Annotated in this window: 25 protein-coding genes and 2 pseudogenes; all 27 read left to right on the forward strand. The window is 36.0% G+C overall.

All coding sequences use genetic code 11. The features are described from left to right. Positions 1-71: 71 nt before the first annotated feature. The 27 genes and pseudogenes from O1Q81_RS05120 (at position 72) to O1Q81_RS05250 (ending at position 22,657) form a co-directional block, all read left to right on the forward strand. The gene (locus O1Q81_RS05120; protein WP_386698558.1) at positions 72-560 is read left to right on the forward strand and encodes a hypothetical protein; all 489 of its coding nucleotides are present in this window, start codon (positions 72-74) and stop codon (positions 558-560) included. Continuing rightward, positions 553-1,785, forward strand: coding sequence for a beta-ketoacyl-ACP synthase (locus O1Q81_RS05125; protein ID WP_386698560.1), 1,233 nt, complete (start codon positions 553-555; stop codon positions 1,783-1,785). The genes O1Q81_RS05120 and O1Q81_RS05125 overlap by 8 nt, the downstream gene beginning before the upstream one ends. Next, positions 1,778-2,236 carry a dehydratase gene (locus O1Q81_RS05130; protein WP_386698561.1) on the forward strand — a complete coding sequence of 153 codons (459 nt, stop codon included), beginning with the start codon at positions 1,778-1,780 and terminating at the stop codon, positions 2,234-2,236. Before O1Q81_RS05125 ends, O1Q81_RS05130 begins: the two co-directional genes overlap by 8 nt. Position 2,237: 1 nt before the next feature. Further along, positions 2,238-2,966 (forward strand): 3-oxoacyl-ACP reductase FabG, encoded by a 729-nt coding sequence (gene fabG, locus O1Q81_RS05135; RefSeq protein ID WP_386698563.1) that lies wholly within the window; start codon positions 2,238-2,240, stop codon positions 2,964-2,966. Between the two features lie 26 nt (positions 2,967-2,992). Then, positions 2,993-4,237, forward strand: coding sequence for a beta-ketoacyl-ACP synthase (locus tag O1Q81_RS05140; protein ID WP_386698565.1), 1,245 nt, complete (start codon positions 2,993-2,995; stop codon positions 4,235-4,237). Between the two features lie 56 nt (positions 4,238-4,293). After that, complete coding sequence (locus O1Q81_RS05145; RefSeq protein WP_386698567.1) at positions 4,294-4,725, forward strand: hypothetical protein; 432 nt, start codon at positions 4,294-4,296, stop codon at positions 4,723-4,725. Positions 4,726-4,756: 31 nt separating this feature from the next. Next, positions 4,757-5,509: a beta-ketoacyl synthase chain length factor gene (locus O1Q81_RS05150; protein ID WP_386698569.1), complete on the forward strand. Its 753-nt coding sequence runs from the start codon at positions 4,757-4,759 to the stop codon at positions 5,507-5,509. Beyond that, a complete protein-coding gene (locus tag O1Q81_RS05155) occupies positions 5,494-6,279 on the forward strand; it encodes a lysophospholipid acyltransferase family protein (RefSeq protein ID WP_386698570.1) in 786 nt (261 codons plus the stop codon). The genes O1Q81_RS05150 and O1Q81_RS05155 overlap by 16 nt, the downstream gene beginning before the upstream one ends. Beyond that, positions 6,257-6,514: a phosphopantetheine-binding protein gene (locus O1Q81_RS05160; RefSeq protein WP_386693538.1), complete on the forward strand. Its 258-nt coding sequence runs from the start codon at positions 6,257-6,259 to the stop codon at positions 6,512-6,514. The genes O1Q81_RS05155 and O1Q81_RS05160 overlap by 23 nt, the downstream gene beginning before the upstream one ends. Before the next feature lie 3 nt (positions 6,515-6,517). Next, complete coding sequence (locus O1Q81_RS05165; protein WP_386693540.1) at positions 6,518-6,772, forward strand: acyl carrier protein; 255 nt, start codon at positions 6,518-6,520, stop codon at positions 6,770-6,772. Continuing rightward, positions 6,765-7,127, forward strand: coding sequence for a hydroxymyristoyl-ACP dehydratase (locus tag O1Q81_RS05170; protein WP_386693542.1), 363 nt, complete (start codon positions 6,765-6,767; stop codon positions 7,125-7,127). Before O1Q81_RS05165 ends, O1Q81_RS05170 begins: the two co-directional genes overlap by 8 nt. Then, on the forward strand, positions 7,124-7,675 hold the full coding sequence (locus O1Q81_RS05175) for a hypothetical protein (protein ID WP_386693544.1): 552 nt from the start codon (positions 7,124-7,126) through the stop codon (positions 7,673-7,675). Before O1Q81_RS05170 ends, O1Q81_RS05175 begins: the two co-directional genes overlap by 4 nt. A 6-nt stretch (positions 7,676-7,681) precedes the next feature. Continuing rightward, positions 7,682-8,953, forward strand: a complete 1,272-nt coding sequence (locus tag O1Q81_RS05180; RefSeq protein WP_386698572.1) for an AMP-binding protein — start codon at positions 7,682-7,684, stop codon at positions 8,951-8,953. Beyond that, complete coding sequence (locus O1Q81_RS05185) at positions 8,943-9,665, forward strand: glycosyltransferase family 2 protein (RefSeq protein WP_386698574.1); 723 nt, start codon at positions 8,943-8,945, stop codon at positions 9,663-9,665. The genes O1Q81_RS05180 and O1Q81_RS05185 overlap by 11 nt, the downstream gene beginning before the upstream one ends. After that, the gene (locus O1Q81_RS05190) at positions 9,662-10,609 is read left to right on the forward strand and encodes a glycosyl transferase family 2 (RefSeq protein ID WP_386698576.1); all 948 of its coding nucleotides are present in this window, start codon (positions 9,662-9,664) and stop codon (positions 10,607-10,609) included. Before O1Q81_RS05185 ends, O1Q81_RS05190 begins: the two co-directional genes overlap by 4 nt. 12 nt (positions 10,610-10,621) lie before the next feature. Next, complete coding sequence (locus O1Q81_RS05195; protein ID WP_386698578.1) at positions 10,622-11,044, forward strand: excinuclease ABC subunit A; 423 nt, start codon at positions 10,622-10,624, stop codon at positions 11,042-11,044. 21 nt (positions 11,045-11,065) lie between these two features. Further along, positions 11,066-11,512: an acyl-CoA thioesterase gene (locus tag O1Q81_RS05200; RefSeq protein ID WP_386693552.1), complete on the forward strand. Its 447-nt coding sequence runs from the start codon at positions 11,066-11,068 to the stop codon at positions 11,510-11,512. A gap of 19 nt (positions 11,513-11,531) precedes the next feature. Further along, a complete protein-coding gene (locus O1Q81_RS05205; protein ID WP_386698579.1) occupies positions 11,532-12,119 on the forward strand; it encodes an outer membrane lipoprotein carrier protein LolA in 588 nt (195 codons plus the stop codon). A gap of 18 nt (positions 12,120-12,137) precedes the next feature. Then, complete coding sequence (locus tag O1Q81_RS05210) at positions 12,138-14,483, forward strand: MMPL family transporter (protein WP_386698581.1); 2,346 nt, start codon at positions 12,138-12,140, stop codon at positions 14,481-14,483. A gap of 12 nt (positions 14,484-14,495) precedes the next feature. Beyond that, the gene (locus tag O1Q81_RS05215; protein WP_386698583.1) at positions 14,496-15,734 is read left to right on the forward strand and encodes an NAD(P)/FAD-dependent oxidoreductase; all 1,239 of its coding nucleotides are present in this window, start codon (positions 14,496-14,498) and stop codon (positions 15,732-15,734) included. A 62-nt stretch (positions 15,735-15,796) separates the two neighbouring features. Beyond that, positions 15,797-17,050, forward strand: a complete 1,254-nt coding sequence (locus O1Q81_RS05220) for an oligosaccharide flippase family protein (protein ID WP_386693561.1) — start codon at positions 15,797-15,799, stop codon at positions 17,048-17,050. A 760-nt stretch (positions 17,051-17,810) separates the two neighbouring features. Next, positions 17,811-18,533: a 2-C-methyl-D-erythritol 4-phosphate cytidylyltransferase gene (locus tag O1Q81_RS05225; RefSeq protein WP_386690119.1), complete on the forward strand. Its 723-nt coding sequence runs from the start codon at positions 17,811-17,813 to the stop codon at positions 18,531-18,533. Between the two features lie 96 nt (positions 18,534-18,629). Then, positions 18,630-18,740: pseudogene (locus O1Q81_RS05230) on the forward strand (NAD(P)-binding protein); the annotation flags it as partial. Positions 18,741-19,087: 347 nt separating this feature from the next. After that, a pseudogene (locus tag O1Q81_RS05235) lies at positions 19,088-19,138 on the forward strand (hypothetical protein); the annotation flags it as partial. Between the two features lie 130 nt (positions 19,139-19,268). Further along, a complete protein-coding gene (locus O1Q81_RS05240) occupies positions 19,269-20,492 on the forward strand; it encodes an oligosaccharide flippase family protein (RefSeq protein WP_386690122.1) in 1,224 nt (407 codons plus the stop codon). Continuing rightward, entirely contained in the window at positions 20,489-21,850 is a 1,362-nt protein-coding gene (locus tag O1Q81_RS05245; protein WP_386690124.1) for a D-ribitol-5-phosphate cytidylyltransferase, read from the forward strand. The genes O1Q81_RS05240 and O1Q81_RS05245 overlap by 4 nt, the downstream gene beginning before the upstream one ends. A 3-nt stretch (positions 21,851-21,853) precedes the next feature. Next, on the forward strand, positions 21,854-22,657 hold the full coding sequence (locus O1Q81_RS05250) for a phosphorylcholine transferase LicD (RefSeq protein ID WP_386698585.1): 804 nt from the start codon (positions 21,854-21,856) through the stop codon (positions 22,655-22,657). Positions 22,658-22,659: the final 2 nt, after the last annotated feature.

The following is a 22,659-nucleotide window of genomic DNA, read 5'->3' on the forward strand; positions in this document are numbered from 1 at the left end:
ATATTGCTGAGATGAAAAAATATTTTTTCTTTATTTTCGTTTTTTTTATAACCAGTTGCACTTCGTTACAAGTGCAGCAACTTCCTGTTCAAAAAGAAAACATTCGTGTATTTAAAATTGAACAATTTAATCATTCTACTGATTTCTCTAACATCATACGAAATCCGTTATTATTAGAAAATGTCAATGTAACGCTTAAACAGCAAAGTTTATTATCTATACAATTTAACCCAACACAATGGCGTTGGGTGCAGACAGATATTTTAGGAGCACCATTGGCTAGAGTAGTTCTAACGGAGAACGGTTGGCAAAATGACGGTTTTATTATGCCGAATAAACAAGCGGAGAAACTGTTTTCTGCGTTGGCAACAGAATTAAATCCGACAACATCAGTATTTAAATTTAGTCAGGTTAAAATTGATCACAATCATAAGATCTACTGGTTAGGTAATCATCCAATTTGGCTGGTTCAGCCTAATCAAAATAGTTTCCGAATCCTGTTAGATGATAATTCCTATTGGCGGATTAGTGAGATTTCACAAGGGGATCATCATGAATAAACTTTATTTAATGTCCCCAGCTATTACAACCTGTTTAGGTGATGGAATTAGGCAAAATTTCACCGCACTTTTGGCGGAAAAATCACCTTTAAAACAAACGAATCATGTGTTTAGTCAGCATCAAATTCAAGCGAAACCGTATTATTTAGGCGAAGTGGCTATTCCTTTACGGGCATTCCCTGATCATCTTGATCCTATTCATTATAGTCGTAATAATCAGTTGTTATGGCATAGTTTGCAACAAATTGAGTCACAAATTCAGCAAGCGATTAGTCAATTTGGTAAACAACGGATTGCCGTGGTAATGGGTTCTTCTACCACTGGTGCTGATGAAAATATTCCAGTATTTCAGTCTTTTGTTCACAATCAAAACTGGCAAGAGAAAGATTTTAATCAACAACAATGTTTATTTTCAGCCCCAGCGGATTTTATTGCGGCAGTTTATGATTTGCAAGGTCTGACCTATGGTATTTCCACCGCTTGTACTTCAGGGGCAAGGGCATTAATCAGTGCTGCTCGCTTGTTGCAAGCGGATCTTTGTGATGCGGTGATTTGTGGTGGCGTAGATACTCTTTCGCTATTAACAGTTAGCGGTTTCCATTCCCTTTCAGTATTGTCCGAACAGCAAACTAACCCGTTTTCTGCGAATCGACAGGGGATTAATATTGGCGAGGGATCTGCTGTATTTTTGATGAGTAAAACACCACTTCTGATAGATGACCAAGATGATTATGTGGAACTTTTGGGTTATGGCTCAAGCAGTGATGCTCATCACATGTCATCTCCCGATCCTACAGGAAATGGGGCAATTTCTGCGTTTCAGCACGCTTTAAGGAAAGCAGAATTAAATGCCGATCAAGTAGGTTGGATTAATTTACATGGGACAGGTACGAATCATAATGATCAAATGGAAGCCTTGGCAGTCGTGAATGTATTTGGAGAACAATTACCTTGCACTAGCACTAAACCTTATACAGGGCATACCTTAGGTGCAGCAGGTGCCGTGGAGGCAGCAATTTTATGGGCAACGATTAGTCGAAAGATCAATCCGAATGGTGTATTACCTGCTCAATTATGGGATAATCAGCCCGATCCAACTATGGCTAATATTTATCTGACTGATAAGAACAGTCATTGGCAAAAGGAAAAACGTATCGGAGCAAGCAGTTCTTTTGCTTTTGGTGGAAATAATGCGGTGTTAATTTTAGGAGAATGCCATGATTGATTTAACCTGTCCAATTAATAATGTCGCCCCCTTAATTCCACAAAGTGGTGAAATGGCATTGCTGGATTGTGTGACTGCTTTTGGAGCAGATTTTTTAACCGCAGAAACAGTCGTAAAATCGGATAATATATTTGTTACACAAAGCAAAGTAGCTAGCTTTGTTGGCTTAGAAATTTTAGCCCAAGGCATTGCAGCTTGGGCAGGTTGTATGGCATTACAAAAAGGGGAACAAGTACGTTTAGGTTATTTACTGGGTTCTCGTAAATTATCTATTTATTGTGATGCTTTACCCATTAACCAACCCTTGCAAATACAAGTGAAATTATCCCTACAAGATAGCATGGGATTTGGCGTATTTGATTGCCAACTGATTGATTTATCAAATCATCAAGTATTAATGGAAGGGGCGTTGAACGTATTTAGTCCTTATGATGAAAAGGAAGTCGTATAATATGACAAAAAGTGTATTAATTACAGGATCGAGCCGTGGCATTGGTAAAGCCATTGCATTGAATTTAGCAGAACAAGGCTATGATATTATCGTGCATTGCCGTAGCCGAATTGATGAAGCAGAAGCGGTGGCAGAACGTATTCGTGAGCTTGGACAAAATGCCCGAATATTGCAGTTTGATGTCGCCAATCGCCTTGAAACCAAGGAAAAATTAACCGCAGATGTGGAACAATTTGGTGCCTATTATGGCGTAGTATTAAATGCAGGGTTAACCCGAGATAATGCTTTTCCTGCCTTTACTGATAAAGATTGGGATCAGGTCTTACGAACCAATTTAGATGGCTTTTATAATGTACTGCACCCGATCATCATGCCAATGATCCGCCGTCGTAAAGACGGAAGAATTGTTTGCATTACCTCTGTTTCAGGTTTAATTGGTAATCGTGGGCAAGTCAATTATAGTGCTTCCAAGGCAGGCATTATTGGAGCAGCAAAAGCCCTTGCGGTAGAATTAGCCAAACGTAAAATTACCGTAAATTGTGTTGCCCCTGGCTTGATTGATACGGATATGTTAGATGAAAATTTGCCAGTTGATGAGATCTTAAAAGCCATTCCTATGGGACGCATGGGCAATCCTGATGAAATTGCTCATACCGTACAATTTTTAATGAACGAGCAAGCCAGTTATATTACACGTCAAGTGATAGCGGTGAATGGTGGGCTTTGTTAGATGATGAGCAGCGAAAGGAATAATAAATGAAACGAGTAGTAGTTACAGGGATTGGTGGTTTAACCGCATTAGGTAACGATTGGCAAAGTATTAAATCGGCTTTTCAGCGTAAGCAGAATGCAGTGGTAACCAAGCAAGATTGGGTAGAACGTTATCCTGAATTAGAAGCACGACTTGGGGCTGAAATTCAGCATTATCAGCCACCTAAACATTGGAATAGAAAACAATTACGTAGTCTTGGACGTGTATCACAATTTGTGGTAGATGCCAGCGAGCGAGCTTTAGCCAATGCAAATTTGCTTGATGATCATGGTGTCATTCTACCATGGTTAAAAGATGGACGAATGGGTGTTGCTTGTGGCTCATCAACAGGCTCAACTAACGATATAAAAGATGCCGCCGAATTGCTTATGACAGGAAAATCCGATGGTTTTAATGCCAATACTTATGTTCGTATGATGCCGCATACTACTGCCGCTAATATCGGAATCTTTTTTGGTTTAACGGGACGGATTATTCCTACTTCAAGTGCTTGTTCTTCGGGTAGCCAAGCTATTGGTTATGCTTATGAATCAATTAAATATGGGCTAATTCCAATGATGTTAGCGGGTGGTGGCGAAGAATTTTGCCCATCCGAAGTCTATGTATTTGATAGCCTTTATGCGGCGAGTCGGAATTGCGATAATCCTAAATTAACGCCACGCCCTTATGATAAGGATCGAGATGGTCTAGTGATCGGTGAGGGTGCGGGTATTTTTGTGTTAGAAGAATTAGAACATGCTATCGCTCGTGGGGCGAATATTATTGCCGAAGTAGTCGGTTATGGGGCAAATAGTGACGGTAGCCATGTTACTCGTCCGCAAAAGGAAACCATGCAACGCTGTATGGAACTGGCGTTAAAAGATGCTCAATTATCACCTCAGCAAATTGGTTACGTGAGCGGGCATGGTACTGCTACAGAGCAAGGTGATATTGCAGAAACCTTAGCAACCGAAGCTGTATTCGGGCATATTCCACTGAGTTCACAAAAAAGTTATCTAGGGCATACACTTGGAGCTTGTGGTGCGTTAGAATCTTGGTTTTCTATTGAAATGATGCGTGATGGTTGGTTTGCACCGACTATTAATCTGGATAATATTGATGAACGCTGTGGTAAATTAGATTACATTCAAGGTGACGGAAAATATATTCAAACGGATTATGTGATGAATAATAATTTTGCCTTTGGCGGTGTGAATACGTCATTGATTTTTAAGCGTTGGCAAGCATAGCAAAGAAATAAAATCTATGCTAAATTATCTGTAAAAGTAAATTAAGGAGAATTGAAATGAAAAAAACATTATATGTCATCATGGCAAGTACATTGGCATTAGCAAGCTGTTCATCTTCTGTTACCAATAGTGAGCCAGTGGCTAAACAAGCAGATATTAAACATATTTGTGTAAAAGATTTGAACAAGCCAGCGATTGCAAATATTGGACAATATTTAGCAAATAGCCTACAGAAAAAAGGGTTTACTGCGGAAGTGAGCGTTAACCCATCTGCAAATTGTAAATATGTGCTAGCGTATAGCCTCAGAGAAGAAAATAATCTTATTTTAAGAGCGAAAGTGCGTTTATCTGAAGTGAATAATGGTAGTCGTACCGCTTTAGGTGAAGTCTCCTATAAACAGCGTGGCAATGAGAAAGAATTTGTCAAAGTCAGCGGTGTACAAGGTCAGACAGATCGTATCATTAATGAATTATTCAAGAATTATTAATTAATCATTATCTTTGGGGTGAGAGAAAGGTATGTCAGAAAGGATTTGTCATTTTTCTTTCAGTGTGGTTGATTGGCACTTTGTCGCTGATCGGGATGTACCCTCTCACGCTTGGCAATTGGACGAAATGGCTTTTTTACAAGAAGCTAAACAGTGGTCTATCTCCTCTCCTAAACTAGATTTTTTGCCTCCGTTAAAACGTCGTCGCCTCAGTGAATCGGCACGACTTTTCTTTTCTGCCAGTTGGGAACTCACTCAAAATGATCCACATTTGCCTGTGGTTTACGCTTCACAAAATAGTGAAATGAACCGCAGTTTTGCTCTTTGGCAATCCCTTTTAACTGAGGGGGATATTTCGCCTACATCGTTTAGTCTTTCAGTACATAATGCTTTAATCGGGCAATGGTCGGAAATGCGTCAAGTTAAACAAGAATGTACAGCCATTGCAGCACAACAAGATAATTTAGAAACCGCCTTATTAGAAGCCTATTTAATGCTCAATGATGGGGCAGAAAAAGTGCTAGTCGTGGTGGTTGAAACGCCATTACATGATGAATATACGGTTAAACCTGTCATTCGTCCGCCATTTGGTTATGCGTTGGCACTTGTGGTTGAACAGGGAAAACAGTTTAGCTTAATACGACAAGCACAAAGTGCGGTGCAAAAAATGCAAGAAAATAGATTAGACAGCAGTTTAACTTGGGTACAACAACATTTCTTAGGTCATCGTAGTTGGCAAACATCAGCGAGTGGTAATGGGCAATGGCTATGGCAAAAAAATTAGATTGGTTACGCCGTTTTATTGCCACGGCTCTTGGTTTTATTCTGTTTGGCGTAGTAGGCGTTTTGTTTAAATTAATATTATACAAATATGTCAGGAATTATCCGCATAATTCCCTTGAAACGCAATTAAAAGGACGTAAAATTGTCAGCACCACTTGGCGTGTATTCGTGGGCTATTTGGTTAGAACGGGCATATTGTCCGTTGAATATCAAGGTTTTGAACGCTTGGGGCAACAAGGGCAACTGATTTTGGCTAATCATCCGTCATTGCTTGATGTGGTGTTAATTTTTAGCCAAAAACCTGAGTTAAATTGTATTGTCAAAAAGGACTTATTAGCCAACCCAGCTATGACTAGCCCGATCAAAGCATGCGGTTTTTTACCGAATACCGAATCGGAAGAATTATTGGAGCAATGTCATGAGATACTCCAACAACAAGCATTGTTGTTATTCCCCGAAGGTACTCGCACAGGTTGGGATGGTGTAGTGAAATTACATCGTGGAGCAGTGTCTATTGGTTTGCGGAGTGCGAAAATTATTACGCCTGTTTGCATAACAATGTCACCAATGAATTTTAAAAAAGGACAACCTTGGTATAAAATTCCCCCGACCAAGATTGGTTATAAATTGATGGTAGGCGAAGATATTGATCCGCAAAAATGGTTGGCAGAAAAGCCGTTACCGATTGCTTCACGGCGTTTAAATGCCTATTTAGAAGATTATTTTAATACTCAAACAAGGACTGAAAATGGAACTAGAACAACAGATTAAACAATTAATTATTGATAGCCTTGCACTAGAAGAAGTAGCAGAGGAAGATATTGATGATGACCTGCCATTATTTAGTGATGATGGTTTAGGTTTAGACTCAGTTGATGCTTTAGAGCTGGGTTTAGCCATTCAGAAAAAATTTGGCTTACAATTAGAAAGTGAGCAACAGCAGTTAAGAGAACATTTTAAAAGCGTTGCTACACTCGCTGCTTTTATTCGCTCAAAACAGGGGTAAAGCATGACAGAACAAGAAATTAAAGATATTTTAACCAAGGCATTGGTATCTTTGTTTGAAATTGATGAAGAACAAATTAAGCCAGAAACCCATTTATATCAAGATTTAGAAATTGATAGCATTGATGCTATTGATTTGATTGATTATATTAAACGCCAAACTGGCTATAAATTACAGGCGGAAGATTTCCGTAATGTACGTACTGTGCAAGATGTGATTGATGCAGTAAAAAAATTAAGTAGCTCGGTTAATGTCTAATTTAAATAAGCCACTCAATCCCCTTTGGCTTGAGCAAAAAACACTAGAAGATGGCTATCTGCTGATTGGCAAAGTACCTCATAATTTACGTTATTTTGACGGGCATTTTAGTCATTTTCCGCTAGTACCAGGTGTAGTGGAAGTACAATGGGTAATGGATAAAAGTTATCAGCTTTGGTCAGCGTTGAAAATGAAAAAATTAGTACGTATTGATAAACTGAAGTTTCAGAAATTTTTGCGCCCTGAAGATCAATTTACACTGCAACTAGAATGGTCTGAAGAAAAAAATCGCCTTGCGTTTCAGTTAAAAACAATGGGCGAAATTTGTGGTAGCGGTTTGTTAATTTTTCAATGAAAAGACTGATTAATTTATTACTTACTTTAGTGAGTATAAGCTATCCATTACTTTGGTTATGGCAACATAAACATGGTCAGATAAATATTTTGTTTTTTTTCCCCGCACTTTTTGCGTTGTTATGGGGAGCAAGAGCGATTTATGAACGTCAGCCAATGCGATATTTTTCGTTGTTGATGATGTTGCTATTTGTTGGTATCACCGCTTTTCGCCGTTTGGATACACTTTATTGGTATCCTGTGCTAATTAATGTTTTTTTACTGATAATTTTTGCTAGCAGTTTATGGCAAAAGCAAACTGTGGTGGAACGTTTGGCACGTTTAAAAACACCTGATTTACCTACTAAGGCTATTAGTTATACCAGAAAAGTTACGATACTGTGGTGTGCAGTATTTAGTTTAAATATTGGTTTATGTACCGCCTTTATTACCTATCAACGCTTCGATCTATGGGCGATTTATAGTGGTGTAATATCGTATATTTTAATGGCAGTGGTTATGATCGGTGAATGGTTGGTCCGTCAGTTTTTACAAAAGGAAAAAGAGTAAGGCAATATGTTTTTTATTTCTTCGCAAATGCGACAACAATGTCAGCATATTGAACAAAAATTGAAAGCTCAAAATATTCAATCCGTTGGTTTATGGATTGAAGATACTTACCAATTTACCTGTGTTTTATTGGCTTGTTTAAAGACAAATATAACTGTTTTATTACCACCTAATTTATTGGCAGAAAATCAACATTGGGTTGAAGCTAACGCAGATTTGTTTATTACGGAAACCAATCTTGGTCAGTTTATTAGTGAACAAATCAGAGAGAATAGGGTAGATTCTGTTCCTTATTTAGATGCCGATAATATTACGCCGATTTTATTAAAAACTTCTGGTAGTACAGGCAATGCTCAAATTATTCCACGTACAGCCAGTCAACTGTATAAAGAGGTTTATGCGTTATCCCAAATGTTACCGTTTGAAAGAGGATCTCAAGTTACAGTATTGGGATCTGTAAGTGTACAACATCTTTATGGTTTAACCTTTCGGGTATTTTTTCCGTTAATTATGGGTTGGCAATTGGGTACAAAACAGCATCTTTACCCAGAAACCTTGGTGGCAGAAACACATCAATATGAAAAAGTCGTATGGGTAACTAGTCCAACCTTGCTTAATAATATGAATTTAGCCATTTTAGATCCGATTAAATCGCAATTTGTTGGGATTTTTTCTTCTGGTGGGGCATTACCTGAAAATACTGCTCAATCTGTACAAAATAAAGTGGGATTTCCTGTTACTGAAATTTATGGTAGTAGTGAAACAGGGGGAATTGCATTACGTTGTGGACACTCCTTTTGGAAGCCTTTTTTAGGGGTAGAAATTGGGCAAAATGAACAAGGTGAGCTTTGGGTGCAATCGCCGTGGATTGATGCTAGGGAACAGACTAAAGATATAGTGGAAATTGAACAAGGCAAATTTAATCTGCTTGGACGAGCGGATAGAATTGTTAAATTAGGTGATAAACGCATTTCTTTAGTGAAAATCGAACAAGATCTACTCAAACATCTATGGGTGGAAGATTGTTATCTAGGTTTACACCCAGAGTACCAACGTCCAGTGGCGTGGATTGCATTAAGTGCGATGGGAAAACAGCAACTTTTAGCGGATCGAAAATTATTGATTAATCAATTAAAACAGTATTTAGCCCAATCACAAGAAAAATTAGCTTTACCACGTTTTTGGCGATTCAGCGATAGACTGCCACGCAATAGTCAATCTAAAATTAAACGCATTGATTTTGAAAAAATCTGTATGGAGCCTGTAGATGAGTTTTAAGCCTGTGGTGATTATTCCCCATTATAACCATTCTGATACTTTACCCAAAGTTATTGAGAAATTAAAGAGTTATGATTTGCCTATTATGGTGGTTGATGATGGCTCAAGTGAGCAACACAAAATCACCATTTCTCATCTTGTGCAACAAAATGTAGAAATTGTTTATCACCCTGAAAATAAAGGTAAGGGAGCAGCACTAAAAACTGGATTACAGCTTGCTTTTGACCAAGGCTTTAGCCATGCCTTGCAAGTAGATGCAGACGGTCAGCACGATTTAACTGATGTGATAAAACTCATTGAAAAATCTCAACAAAATTCTACCGCACTTATTTGTGGATTACCTGTTTATGGTGATGATGCCCCAAAATCTCGTTTATATGGTCGTAAAATTACTAACTTTTGGTTGGCAGTGAATACCCTTTCTTTGGATATTAAAGACGGTATGTGTGGTTTTCGAGTGTATCCTTTGGCTCAAATTATACCGATTTTACAAAGTACCAAATTAGGTGATCGAATGGAATTTGATAGCGAAATTTTAGTGTATAGCCATTGGCGAAAAATTCCCTTTTACTGGGTTGAAACACCAGTAAAATATGAACTAGGTGGCATTTCTCATTTTCAAGGCTGGGCGGATAATATACGGATTAGCAAAATGCACGCTCGTTTATTTTTTACTATGTTGGCTCGATTGTTCACAGGAAAAATGTCATGACAGTGAAAGCATCACATTGGGCGAAACAACAAGAACGAGGGAACCGTTTTTTCTTAACTTTAACAAGAGTAATTGTAAAATATTGCCCACTTTGGTTAATTCGTTTGATTACTTTTTGGGTGGTGGTGTATTTCTGGGCAACAAGCAAAAAAATGCGAGGATATATTTGCCAATATCAACAATATTTACACCGCACTTTCCCATACGTTAAGTTACCAAAATGGGCAGTATTTCGGCAATTTTTAGCATTTGGCGAATCGATTACGGATTGTTTTTCTGTTTGGCAGAGAAAAATTCGTTATACCGATTTGATTATAGATGATCCTGATAATCTTTATGCTGAAATGGAACAAAAAAATCAGCGAGGGCAGTTGCTTATTTGCTCTCATTTCGGTAATGTAGAAATTTGTCGTGCATTGGTAAATCAAGGTCATCACCGTCATTTTAAGTTAAATATATTAGTACATAGTCACCATGCAGAAGAATTTAATCGAGCTTTAATACAAGCGGGAGCAGATGATTTATGTTTAATTCAAGTGGAAAATCTTGACGCGGCTAAAATGTTGGAATTACAACAATGTATTGATCGTGGCGAATGGATTGCATTGGCTGGGGATCGTATTCCTGTCAAAGGATATAAAACTTTGCCAGTGAATTTTTTAGGTAAAGAAGCAGAATTTCCTCAGGGAGCTTGGCTGCTAGCAAGTCTATTAAAAACCCCCATAAATACTGTTTTTTGTGTAAAAAAGTGCGGTCAATATCATTTAATTTTACGCAAATTTCATTGCAATTTAACGGGGGCAGGTAAACTTCGCCAACAAAGAATTGCAACATCTATGCAAGATTATGCAGATTTACTTGCACAACAATGCGTTCAAAATCCGTTAATGTGGTTTAATTTTTACGATTTTTGGGCGAAAAAAACGAATTCTTATCAATCATAACAAGGAGTTATTATGAAATTTAAATTAATCTCAATTACCATTGCAGCGTTGGTGCTTGCAGCTTGTTCCGTACGTGATACAACACATCATCTTTCTATCAATGAGGCATTAAATTCTGCAGCAGCAAAGAAAACACTCAATTCAAATGTTAAACTTTATTTTGCTAAATCAGCCAAAGGTACGGTATTAGCCAAAGATTTAGTTACTAACAAAAAAACTAATGCAGCCAATAAAACGGACGTAGAGGCTTGTCAATGGGCATTCTTATCAGCAGTGAAACAATTCCAAGACAGAGCAGTTTCTATGGGAGCAACTAAAGTGACTAATTTAGTCAGCTACTACAAGAAAAACGTTTATTCCAGTGCGACAGAATTTGAATGCCATGCAGGTCATTTAATTTCAGGTGTGGCACTTAAAGGTGATATTGTTAAGTAATTAAAAACGTAAGCAGGCTAAATGAAACGCAAATCTCATTATTATGCTAAACATAGCTCTGAATACGACATCGCTTTTTTTGATGTGGATTCAATGGATATTATGTGGCATGGTCATTATGTGAAATATTTAGAATTAGCACGTTGTGCCTTTTTAGAAGATATTCACTACCATTATCATATTATGCGAGAGCAAGGCTATGCTTGGCCAGTTGTTCAGCTTAATGTGAAATACATTAAACCGACTTTTTTTCGTCAAAAAATTCGAGTGGAGTTGGGCGTGGTGGAATATGAAACCTGTTTACGCATTGATTATACCTTTTTTGATGCTCAAACAGGGCAAAAGCTCACTACTGCCAGTACAACACAAGTGGCGGTTGAGATTGCAAGCAAAGAAATGCAATTTCAAACGCCATCATCGTGGCGTGCTGCCATTGAGCAATATAGCGGGTTTTGTCCCAAGGAATAAGAAATAAAAAGGAATAAAAATGAAAAAGACGCTTTTACTTTTCTTGTTTAGCCTATTTTCACCTTTGGCTTTAGCGTTTTCACAAGCTGACTTAGTGGCGTTATTGCAAAAGCCTGATAATGTACAAGGTCAATTTGAGCAACAACGTTTTTTAAATGCGTTACCTAAACCCATTATTGCCACAGGTGAATTTTGCTTGGTTAAAAACCGTGGCTTGTTATGGCAAATGCAACAGCCGTTCAGCAGTCAATTACGTATTACACCACAAGGCATTAGCCAATATTTAAATGGTGAATGGGTTACTCAAAATAAATTAGGGCAATCGGAACAGATCGGTTTATTTCTAGGTTTGCTTTCAGGCAATTTATCTGCTTTGCAATCACAATTTGATATGGCTTTAACGGGGCAAGCCGAGAATTGGACGTTAACACTTAAACCGAGTAGCTTGTTAATGCAGCAGATTTTTACGCAAATCGTGATTACGGGGAATGACAATGTGCAACATATCCGTTTAGATGAAAAACAAGGTGATCGTACGGAAATTCAGTTTAACCAACTATTACAAAATCAACCTTTATCAAATTTTGCACAACAATCATTGCAATAAGCTATTAGAGATATAAAAATGCTTAAAAAAGGCACCGCACTTTATGTTCTTTATCAAACCAAATTAATAAAGTGGTTTCGCTGGCTTTTTTTAGCGATTTTAGTCGGTATGCTTTGGTTATTTATGCAACAATGGCAATCTGAAAAATGGTTAGACACAGATTTACATAGCCTATTACCACAAGAAAGCCAATGGCAACCTATTCAGCAATGGGCGGATAGCCAGCAAGAAAGTCAATTCAATCAGCAAATTATTGCGGTAATCGGTCATCATTCCGGAGAAAATGCCTTTAGGTTAGCTGAACAGATTAGCCAAACTTGGCAAACTAGCACTATTTTCCAAAAGGTTATTCATAAAATTCAACCTGATTTAAATCAACTTAAACAGGAAATACAGCAATTAAAATTAGCGGTATTGCCATCGAATATCAGGGATCAGTTACTCAATACGCCCGAACAATATTTTCAGCAATATACGGAACAGATCGTTAATCCTTTTCATCAAACTAACTTACTTCCTTTATCGCAAGATTGGCTAGGATTGGGGCGATTTGTATTAGCTCAGTCACAACAGTTAAGTCAATTACAATGGGATATGCAAACTGGAATGTTATATCGTACGCAAGGCGATTTCACTTGGGTCGTGATTAGAGCTGAATTATCACCACAAAATTTTATTTCGCCAGATCAGAATTTGTTACCCTTGTTGCAACAAAGTCAACAACAGGTTTTGCAACAAAAGGGACAATTTTATATGACAGGGGCTGCCATTTTTTCTGCTCAGGCTAAACAGCAAGCTAGCACGGAAAGTACTTTAATGGCAAGTTTAGGCATGGGTTTAACCTTGCTATTGTTATTCAGTGTATTTAGAACGTGGCGAATATTCAGTTTATTTTTGCCGATTATTGTCGGTATGCTCTGTGGTATTGTGGCGACCGTGCAATTTTTCGGGCAAATTCATATTTTAACTTTAGTCATTGGCACAAGTTTAGTTGGGGTATTGATTGATTTTCCCTTGCATTGGTTTGCTTCATCACTTTTTGTTTTTCCTTGGCAACCACAAAAACAGATGCAAGGATTAACCTTAACATTCGGGCTAACCTTATTGATTACTTTGCTTGGCTATGGATTGTTGGGATTTACTCATTTACCTATCTTAAAACAAACTTCACTATTTTCTAGCGTAGCATTAATCTGTGCGATGCTTTGTACACAGTGTTATTTACCCTTATTCTTTAAATATTACCAACCTACTTCGCTTATTTCGTCATTTTCTTTCTTCCGTTTTTTATCCCGTTATTTATCCATAGTGCGGTTAAAAGAATACTATTTTTCCATGGAAAAAGGGTTGGCGATGCTATTAATTGTGTTGACGGTTATCGGTTTATACCGCAGTCAATGGCGAGATGATATTCGTCAATGGGTGGCATTACCCATGGATTTGATTCAACAAGCACAAAAAATCAGTGAAATTACAGGCATTGAATTGAATAGCCAATACTTTTTATTGCAAGCAGAAAATACCGAGCAATTATTGGCATTAGATAAGCAATTATCAGAACAGTTAGCACAACAAAAAATACAAGGTAATATTGAAAAATTTCAATCTATAAGCCAATGGATAATGCCATTTTCCGAGCAACAAGATTTTATTTCTCGACTCACTGAAAAAATTTCAGCAAAAAATACCGCACTTTTAGATCAATTTGGTGTGCCTTTTGATTTAATTCAGCAAGAAATTCATGCTTTTAAACCGATTTCTCTTGAACAAGCACTTTCTATGCAATTAGGCGAAGGTTGGCGAAGTCTTTATTTAGGGCGTTTTACTGAAAAGCATGTCGCCTCAATTATTAAACTTTCAGGATTAAAAAACTCTGATCAAATTGCTCTGTTAGCCGATAACCAACATATTTTTTGGCAAGATAAACGTACTCATTTAAATCAATCTTTTCAACAAACTCGCAATCAAGCCGCATGGCTTAAATTACTTTCATTTGTTTTAGCAAGTTTGCTATTAATACGCTTTTTTGGCGTTAAGCGTAGTGCTAAAATGTTAGTTATTCCGATTACATCGGTGATTTTCACGATTGCTATTTTTGCTTGTCTAAATTTGCCTATTACGCTATTTACAATGTTTGGTTTGTTGTTGGTGTCAACTATTAGTATTGATTACACAGCGTATATGCAAACGGTGCAAGAAAGTATTTTACATAAACGTATTGCGGTGACGTTAGCGGCAACCACAACGCTGATTTCATTTATATTACTTTGTTTAAGCAGTACACCAGCGGTAGCATCATTCGGATTGAGCGTCAGTATTGGTTTATTATGCAGTTTATTATTAACGTTTAGATTTTTAAGATAGGGAATAAATATTATGGAAAAATTTGATGTCGTGATTATTGGTGCAGGTCCATCAGGTACAGTATCTGCTGCATTGTTAAGACAACAAGGATTAAGCGTGTTGCTATTGGAAAAACAGCATTTTCCACGTTTTGTGATCGGTGAGAGTTTATTATCCTATGCCATGGATATTCTCGAACAGGCAGGACTGGCTGATGCGGTGCGAGCAGAACCAACGTTTCAATTTAAAAATGGTGCAGCCTTTAGCTGGGGCGAGCGTTATGCTTATTTTGACTTTAACCAAAAATTCACCTCAGGACCTGGCACAACCTTACAAGTAAGACGGGCGATTTTTGATAAAATTTTAGCTGATGAAGTGATGAAAAAAGGTGCTGTAGTGCGTTATGGGCATTCGGTTGAAGCAGTGGATAATCACAATGATAGCGTGATTTTAACGGTGAATACCGATCAATCTGAACATTATCAAGTAGAAGCTCGTTTCGTGTTAGATGCAAGTGGTTATGGGCGTGTGTTACCACGTTTATTTAATTTAGATATTCCCTCTAACTTGCCAATGCGAATTGCACATTTTACCCATATTGAAGACAATATTTCCGATCCGACTTATGATCGTAATAAAATTTTAATCACTACTCACCCTGAACATCGGGATATCTGGCTTTGGTTAATTCCCTTTGCGGATAATCGCTGTTCCATTGGTGTGGTGGGATTGCCAGAAAAATTAACGGGAGAAAGTGAATCTGTATTGAAGCAATTTGCGTTGGATTCGCCCGTGTTAAAACGTTTGTTGGTTAATGCCAAATGGGAAACCGATTTTCCTTATCTCAATATCAAAGGTTATTCGGCAAATGTGAAAAGCCTGCACGGTAAAAATTTTGCTTTATTAGGCAATGCTGCAGAATTTCTTGATCCCGTCTTTTCATCAGGAGTAACCATTGCGCTTCATTCCGCACGTTTGGCAGCACCATTAATTGTGCGACAATTAGCAGGTGAACAAATTAACTGGCAAAAAGAATTTACCGAACCATTAATGGTGGGGGTCAATGCGTTTCGTACTTATGTTAATGGCTGGTATGACGGATCTTTCCAAGATGTGGTGTATGCCAAAAATGCCAACCCAGAAATTCGAGCCATGATTTCTTCGATTTTGGCAGGTTATGCTTGGGATACTAGCAACCCTTATGTAGCAAAATCTGATAGTCGGTTGAAAGCATTAGCAGAGATATGTGGCATAGCACGAATTACGGCTTAGACTATGTAGGGTTATTCCTAGAATTTAACTAAGTAAATTTAAAATCCTAGAACAGTGTAATCATGAATATTGCAAAAATAAAATCACTTTTAAGTGAATATAAAAAGGTTATCGAAAATTATATTTTTATGACTGTTTTGTATTTCTTTAAATCCTTTTTCTTGCTATTAATCTATCCTTATGTCATTTCAAAAATAGGAGTTGAACAGTATGGAGTGTATGTTTTTGCATTTTCTATTGTAACGGTTTTCACTGTTTTTATTGCGTTTGGCTTTGATTTGCCTGCATTAAAAGAAGTTTCCGAAAATAGAAATGATATTCAGAAAAAACAACTTATATTTTCTAAAGTTTTTTTTGCTAAGATTTATTTGTTAATTTTTTCCACGATTGTTTTTTATATTGTGAGCTTATTTTTGTCGGGGACGATTGAGCAACATCAAGATATTTTATGGATTGTCTATTTACAAGTTTTATCATCGCTATTTTTGCCAGTGTGGTATTATCAAGCCATACAGCGAATGAAAGTAATGGTAATATTTCAGTGTTTGCTAAAAATACTATGTCTTCCATTTATTTATTTTCTAGTGAAAGAAAAAAATGATCTCAATGCGTTTGCGTGGATAATGAGTTTAGAGGTGTTGTTATCTGCATTGGTTGCTTTTTTTGCTTTAATTAAGGTTGAAAAAATAAAACTACAATTTCAATCGCCAAGTGCAGTACAGCCTTTACTCAAAGAAAGTACGCCATTTTTTTTAACCAATATTATTGCAACAATTAAAGATCAGGGGGTTGTTTGGATATTAGGAGCATTTTTTAGTATGAGAGAAGTGGCGATTTATGACTTAGCTCAGAAAATAGTCATTGTTCCAAGAACGATATTTATACAATTAAACACTGCTCTTTTTCCAAAACTGATTAATGAATTATCTGCTGATAAAATAAAAAAATTAATTAAGATCGAATTTCCTATGGGCTTATTTGTAATTGTTTTAATGCTCTTGTTCGGTGATAAAATTGTTTATGTTTTAGGAAATGGTCAATTACCTGAAGCCTATATTCCGAGTGTAATTTTGAGTATAACTGTAGCAACTTGGTTGGTTGTGAGTTGTTATATTAACTTTGTGTTTTTGGCTCAAAAAAAGTCCTTTTTTGTAACGAAAAATCAACTTTATGCTTTTTTATCCCTATGGATAAGTATGGCGTTAGGTTTGTTATTGTATAAACATATTTTGGTTATTCCAATCGCAATGGCAATTTCTGCCTGTGTAGAAATGTTGTATTGTGTTTATGTGGCTCAAAGATACAGAATGTTGTAGAGTTAGGTGGGCATTGCATATTTGTAAACTTGAATCGTCAAACTAAGTGTAACGCCCTATCAAAATAAATCTCATAAGCTGTTCACCAATGAGCCTGCCCCACATTTTTGTGTAAATGCCAATTTCACTTAAAGGTAATCATTTAAGAGATGACTAAATTCTAGTACAAAATAGTTCTTGTCATATAAATCGCCTTACGAATATTTTCTGGATAACTGAAAATTGTAGTGGTACACTAGTCCAACAGTCCTCGATAAGTGGTAAAATAACAACACTTAATGAGGGGAAATTATGAGCAAAAGAAGAAAAAGAACATTTAGCCCTGAGTTTAAAATTGAAGCGGTGAAACTCGCTACTACTGAGCTAGGCTATTTGTTTGATGTGTCTGTGCGTGTGTATTACGCTCAGTTTGAAACACGAAAAAAGCTCCAAAACACATCGCACTTTAGGTGTTTAAGGCTGATAAATTAGTTGATTGCTACACATTTGATTGGGATCCAAATGTTAATTCCGCTAAAAAGGAACAAGATTTATGTTATTAGGTGATGTTAGGTACGATTGTAAATTCCCTCTTGAATATTTATTTAATTCCTAGATATTTTTCTATCTATTTTTCTATCCTAGCAGCTATCTATTCCAACAACAGAATTTTGTATGTTTCATTTTTATTCTTTATTATTTTATTCATTTTTAGGTAGGGTTTTGTTGTGTTTTAGTTAATTAATTGAGTTTTATTTTAAATAATGTTTAGGAGAAATTAATGAACTGTGCTCTTATTTTTGCTGGAGGTACAGGTTCTCGAATGAATTCAAAAGTGCTGCCAAAGCAATTTTTGAAGATTTATGGGAAGCCAGTTATTATCCATACGCTAGAAGTCTTTGAAAAAATTGATGATATTGATTCTGTTATTGTTGTTATTCTGAAAAGATGGGAAAGCTACTTACAAGAGTTATTAGATTATTACCATATTAAAAAGGTAAAAAAGATAGTGTCAGGAGGGGACACGGGACAAGAATCAATAAGAAATGGATTATTAGAAATTGATGATGGTATAGTACTGGTACACGATGGTGTAAGACCATTTATTAGCGAATCTTTAATTAAAGAGAATATAAAAGTTGCCAGTGAGAATCAAATTGCTATAACCTGTGTTAAAGCCAAAGAAACTTTGGTGTCAGTACAGAATGAAAAAATTATAGGTGTACTTCCGCGAGAGACTTCTTATATGGCAAGATCTCCACAGACATTTAATGTTAAATTATTAAAAGAATCTCATAGACTTGCTGAAGTTGAAAATAATTTTTCATTCGTTGACTCTTGTTCAATTGTGAGGAACTATTTTCCTGAAATAGAAGTATCAATTGTAGAATGTGGATCTGAAAATATCAAAATTACTACTCAAGAAGATTTTTATCTTGCTAAGGCAATATTTTCTTTAGAAGAGGATGAACAGCTTTATGGTTTTAAGAGAGGTGGTAAATAGATGGTAATAAGATTAGAAAATTGGGTCGTAATTCGAGTATAAGTTTAGAATATATGTTTACTCGAATGATTGCCCGTTGGAGATTTGAGGGAATAAATGAATAGGTATAATTATTTAATTGTTGGAGCAGGCTTATTTGGTTCAATTTTCGCTTATGAAGCCACAAAGCGTGGCAAAAAATGCTTGGTGATTGAAAAACGTAACCATTTTAGAGATTGAGCGATAATGCAAAATAAATTAAAGATTATTTGTAGAAGATCTGTGAATGTGGCATTGAAAAGCGAAGGATCTTATTAGATGTCATTAAATACAACTGGATAGACCATTTAAGATTCTTGGCTATAGTGCTAGCCATTTTTTATTAAGGGTGGTATTTTGGTAATTAGTTGAATGTAGTTATTTTGGTACAATAAAGCCATTACACTAGGATTTGTAGTATTTTTAAGCGATAACGCTGGAAAATATGAAGTTTGGGATGAAAATTTATGAATGATTTAACTAAGGGTAATCATCAGATTGACTCGATCGAGTTATCTAACGTCTTGTGGAAGAAGATGTTGTGGATTGTAGTATCCACGCGTGCTTTCACCGTAATTGCAGGAATATATATGTTTACTGCAAAAGAACAATGGACATCAAAAGCCGAAGTGATACTACCAAAAGTATCTGATCTAGGCGAATATTCATTTGTAGTTTAGATATCAGTTTTGTATGAAGCATTTACTACAGCACTCTATGTTTAAAAACTTTATTGCACTAGTTTTAGTACAAGTTGCCAACTATCTTGTACCATTACTAGCTTGGCCTTTGCTTGCCAAAGGCTTAGGCTTAGAGCAGTTTGGTAGTTTAATGGTGCTATTTTCTATTTGTACTTTGGCTTATATTCTAACAGATTTTGGTTTTAATTTATCTGCAACGCATAACGTTGTTCAACATAAAGAAGATAAAAACTATATTAAACAATATATCGCCAATGTTTTTACGCTAAAACTCACTTTTGCTGTGTTAGCAAATGTGATTGCTGTATTTTATATCGTGTTTAATTTACTCACACCAACATCATCCTTGAATATTATAAGTATTGTATTGATTGTTGCCATTATTTTTGCTCAATCTCTTCATTGTGTATGGTTTTTTCAAGGTATTGAGAAAATGAAGTACATTACCATTGCAAATATGATTGCCAAAGTGGGTTATGTCGCAATATTGTTTGTATTTTTCTTATTTTATAAAAGTATCAACCTTGCCTTGTTTTGCTTTTTTATTAGTCAATTATTGATTAGTGTGATTTATTTATTTTGTATTCATAAAGAAAATTACAGTATAGGCATGCCTAATATAAAAGGTATGTGGCAAGAGTTAAAATATAGTTTCTCATTTTTTTTCTCAAGAGTGGCAGTTTCGGTTTATACCGCAGCCAATGTCTTGATATTGGGCTATTTTCAAGGCAGTAGTGTAGCAGGGTTATATGGTTCAGCCGAAAAATTATATGGAGCAGGAACAGGTGTTGCTGGAATTGTTTCGCAAGTATTATTTCCACATTTGACTCGCACAGGAAATTTAAAATTTTTGCTAAAAGTGGTTTTAGCTTTAATTATCCCTGTGATTGTGGGCTGTTATGTAGTTGGAATATTTGCTGATGATATTATGGCATTAGTTTTTGGTGAAAGTTTTAGGCAGGCAGGTGGAATTTTCCAACTATTTTTGATTTTATTATGTATTTCATTTTTTTCCGTGATTATCGGCTATCCAGGATTTTCTGCAGTTAAGAAAGTTCATTTTGCCAATTATACGGTGATGTTTGGTGCTGTAATTCACCTAATGGGCTTATTTGTATTGTATTTAAACAATGCGATTACAGCAAAAAATGTATTATTAATGATTATTGCTACAGAAAGCGTGATTTTAGTGTCAAGATGTAGTGGGTTATTTTATTTTACTAAAAATGAGGGTCTATGATGAAAAATGTAGCGGTTATTTTAGCTGGCGGGACAGGTCAGCGATTAGGGACTGCAATCCCAAAACAATTTCTAAAAGTGGCGGGTAAAAGCGTTATTGAACATACTTTGGAAGTATTTGAAAAAAATCCCAATATTGATGAGATTGCAATTGTTTCACACGCCAATTTTATCCGTGAAATAGAAGAATTGGTTATTGAAAATCAACTAAAAAAGGTTAAAAAAATATTGTGTGGTGGTGAAGAGCGTTATCATTCAAGTTTAAGTGCCATTAACGCATATAGTGATGATGAAAATGTGAATTTAATTTTTCACGATTCAGTACGCCCCTTAGTTACAGATAGAATTATCAATGATTGCATTTCTGCCTTAAATACTTATGGTGCGGTTGATGTAGCCATTCCAACAACGGATACAGTCATTCAAGTTGAAAATAAATTTATAGAAAGTATTCCTAATCGTAATAAGTTACAAAATGGACAAACCCCACAAGCCTTTTCACTCGGGGTAATTAAAAAAGCCTATGAAATAGCACTAAAAGATCCAAATTTTATTACTACTGATGATTGCGGTGTGGTTAAAAAGTACTTGCCAGATGAAAAAATTTATGTGGTAAAAGGTGAGCAATTTAACTTAAAACTAACTTATAAAGAAGATATTTTCTTATTGGATAAGTTATTCCAATTAAAATCTTCATCATTTAAAAAAGAATCATTAGCGACAAATTGTTTAAACAATAAAGTCATGGTCATTTTTGGTGGAACAGAAGGCATTGGTGAAGCAATTGTTGTTATGGCAAAAGAGCTAGGGGCAAAAGTTTATGCAGTAAGTCGCCGAGAGGGTGTGGATATTACTGATGCTGAAAGCGTAAAACAAGCTCTTGAAATTGCTTTTTTACACAATGGCAAAATAGACTACGTCATCAATACAGCCGCTATTTTAGATCAGCAACCTTTAGATAGTATGAGTTATGATGATATTGCTCGTAGTATTCATGTAAATTATATGGGGGCAATAATTGTTTCAAAAGAAGCAATGGACTACTTAAAGCAAAGTAAAGGAATGTTGTTGCAATTTACATCAAGCTCTTATACACGTGGACGAATGATGTATAGCATTTATTCTTCTTGTAAAGCAGCGATTGTGAACTTGGTGCAAGCATTGAGTGAAGAGTGGAATGAATATGGCATTAGAGTAAATTGCATTAATCCTGAACGAACTAAAACACCAATGCGAGTAAAAAGTTTTGGACAGGAGCCAGAGGATACCTTATTAACGGCTGATGAAGTGGCTTTATATACGATTAAAACCTTGCTATCAAAGATTACAGGGCAAGTTATAGATGTAAAAAGGAACTAAACAGTGAAAAAAATCACTATTGAAGAATTAAGAAAATACCAGATTCAGATTTTAGATGAAGTTGCTGCTTTTTGTAAAAAACATAGTATCCAATATTTTCTAATGGGTGGAACATTATTAGGTGCTGTCCGTCATCAAGGCTATATTCCTTGGGATGATGATATTGATATTGCCATGTTGCGTGAGGATTATGAGCGGTTTATTGAGCTATATTCTAAGGAAAAAGGACAATATTATCTTTATTCTAATCGGGTGAATAAGGATTCTATTTTTCCTTTTGTGAAAGTCTGCTTGAAAGATACTTTAATACGTGAAGAATTACTCAATAAAGAAGAGAAATATGGTATTAACATTGATGTTTTCCCTGTTGATAGCATTTCATCAGCCGATGAAAGAAAAGTGGTGAATAAAATTTCTCTACTGATAAGACTGCGGAATTTTAAAGCGGTTAGTTTGTTGGCATATTGGAAAAAAAGAGATAAGTCACTTCCTATAAGAGCGTTATTAAAATGGGGGCTGAGTTTTGTGAGTTATCGCTCTATTTTTGAGAAAATGGATCAGATTATTCGGGAAGAAAATAGTAAACCAGCTCGCTTTAAAGGAAATATTACTTGGGGCTATGGTTTAAAAGAGCTAACTAGCCCGAACGTTTTTGATGAGTTTATAGAAGTTTCTTTTGAAGGTAAAAAATATCAATCACCCAAAGGTTATGATGAATGGCTAACTTGTGTTTTTGGTGATTATATGCAATTACCGCCAGAAGAAAAAAGAATCCCTAATCATAGTGTAGAAGCATTTGTATTATAAAA

The organism is Lonepinella sp. MS14436, from assembly GCF_042470565.1.
Lineage (GTDB): Bacteria > Pseudomonadota > Gammaproteobacteria > Enterobacterales > Pasteurellaceae > Lonepinella.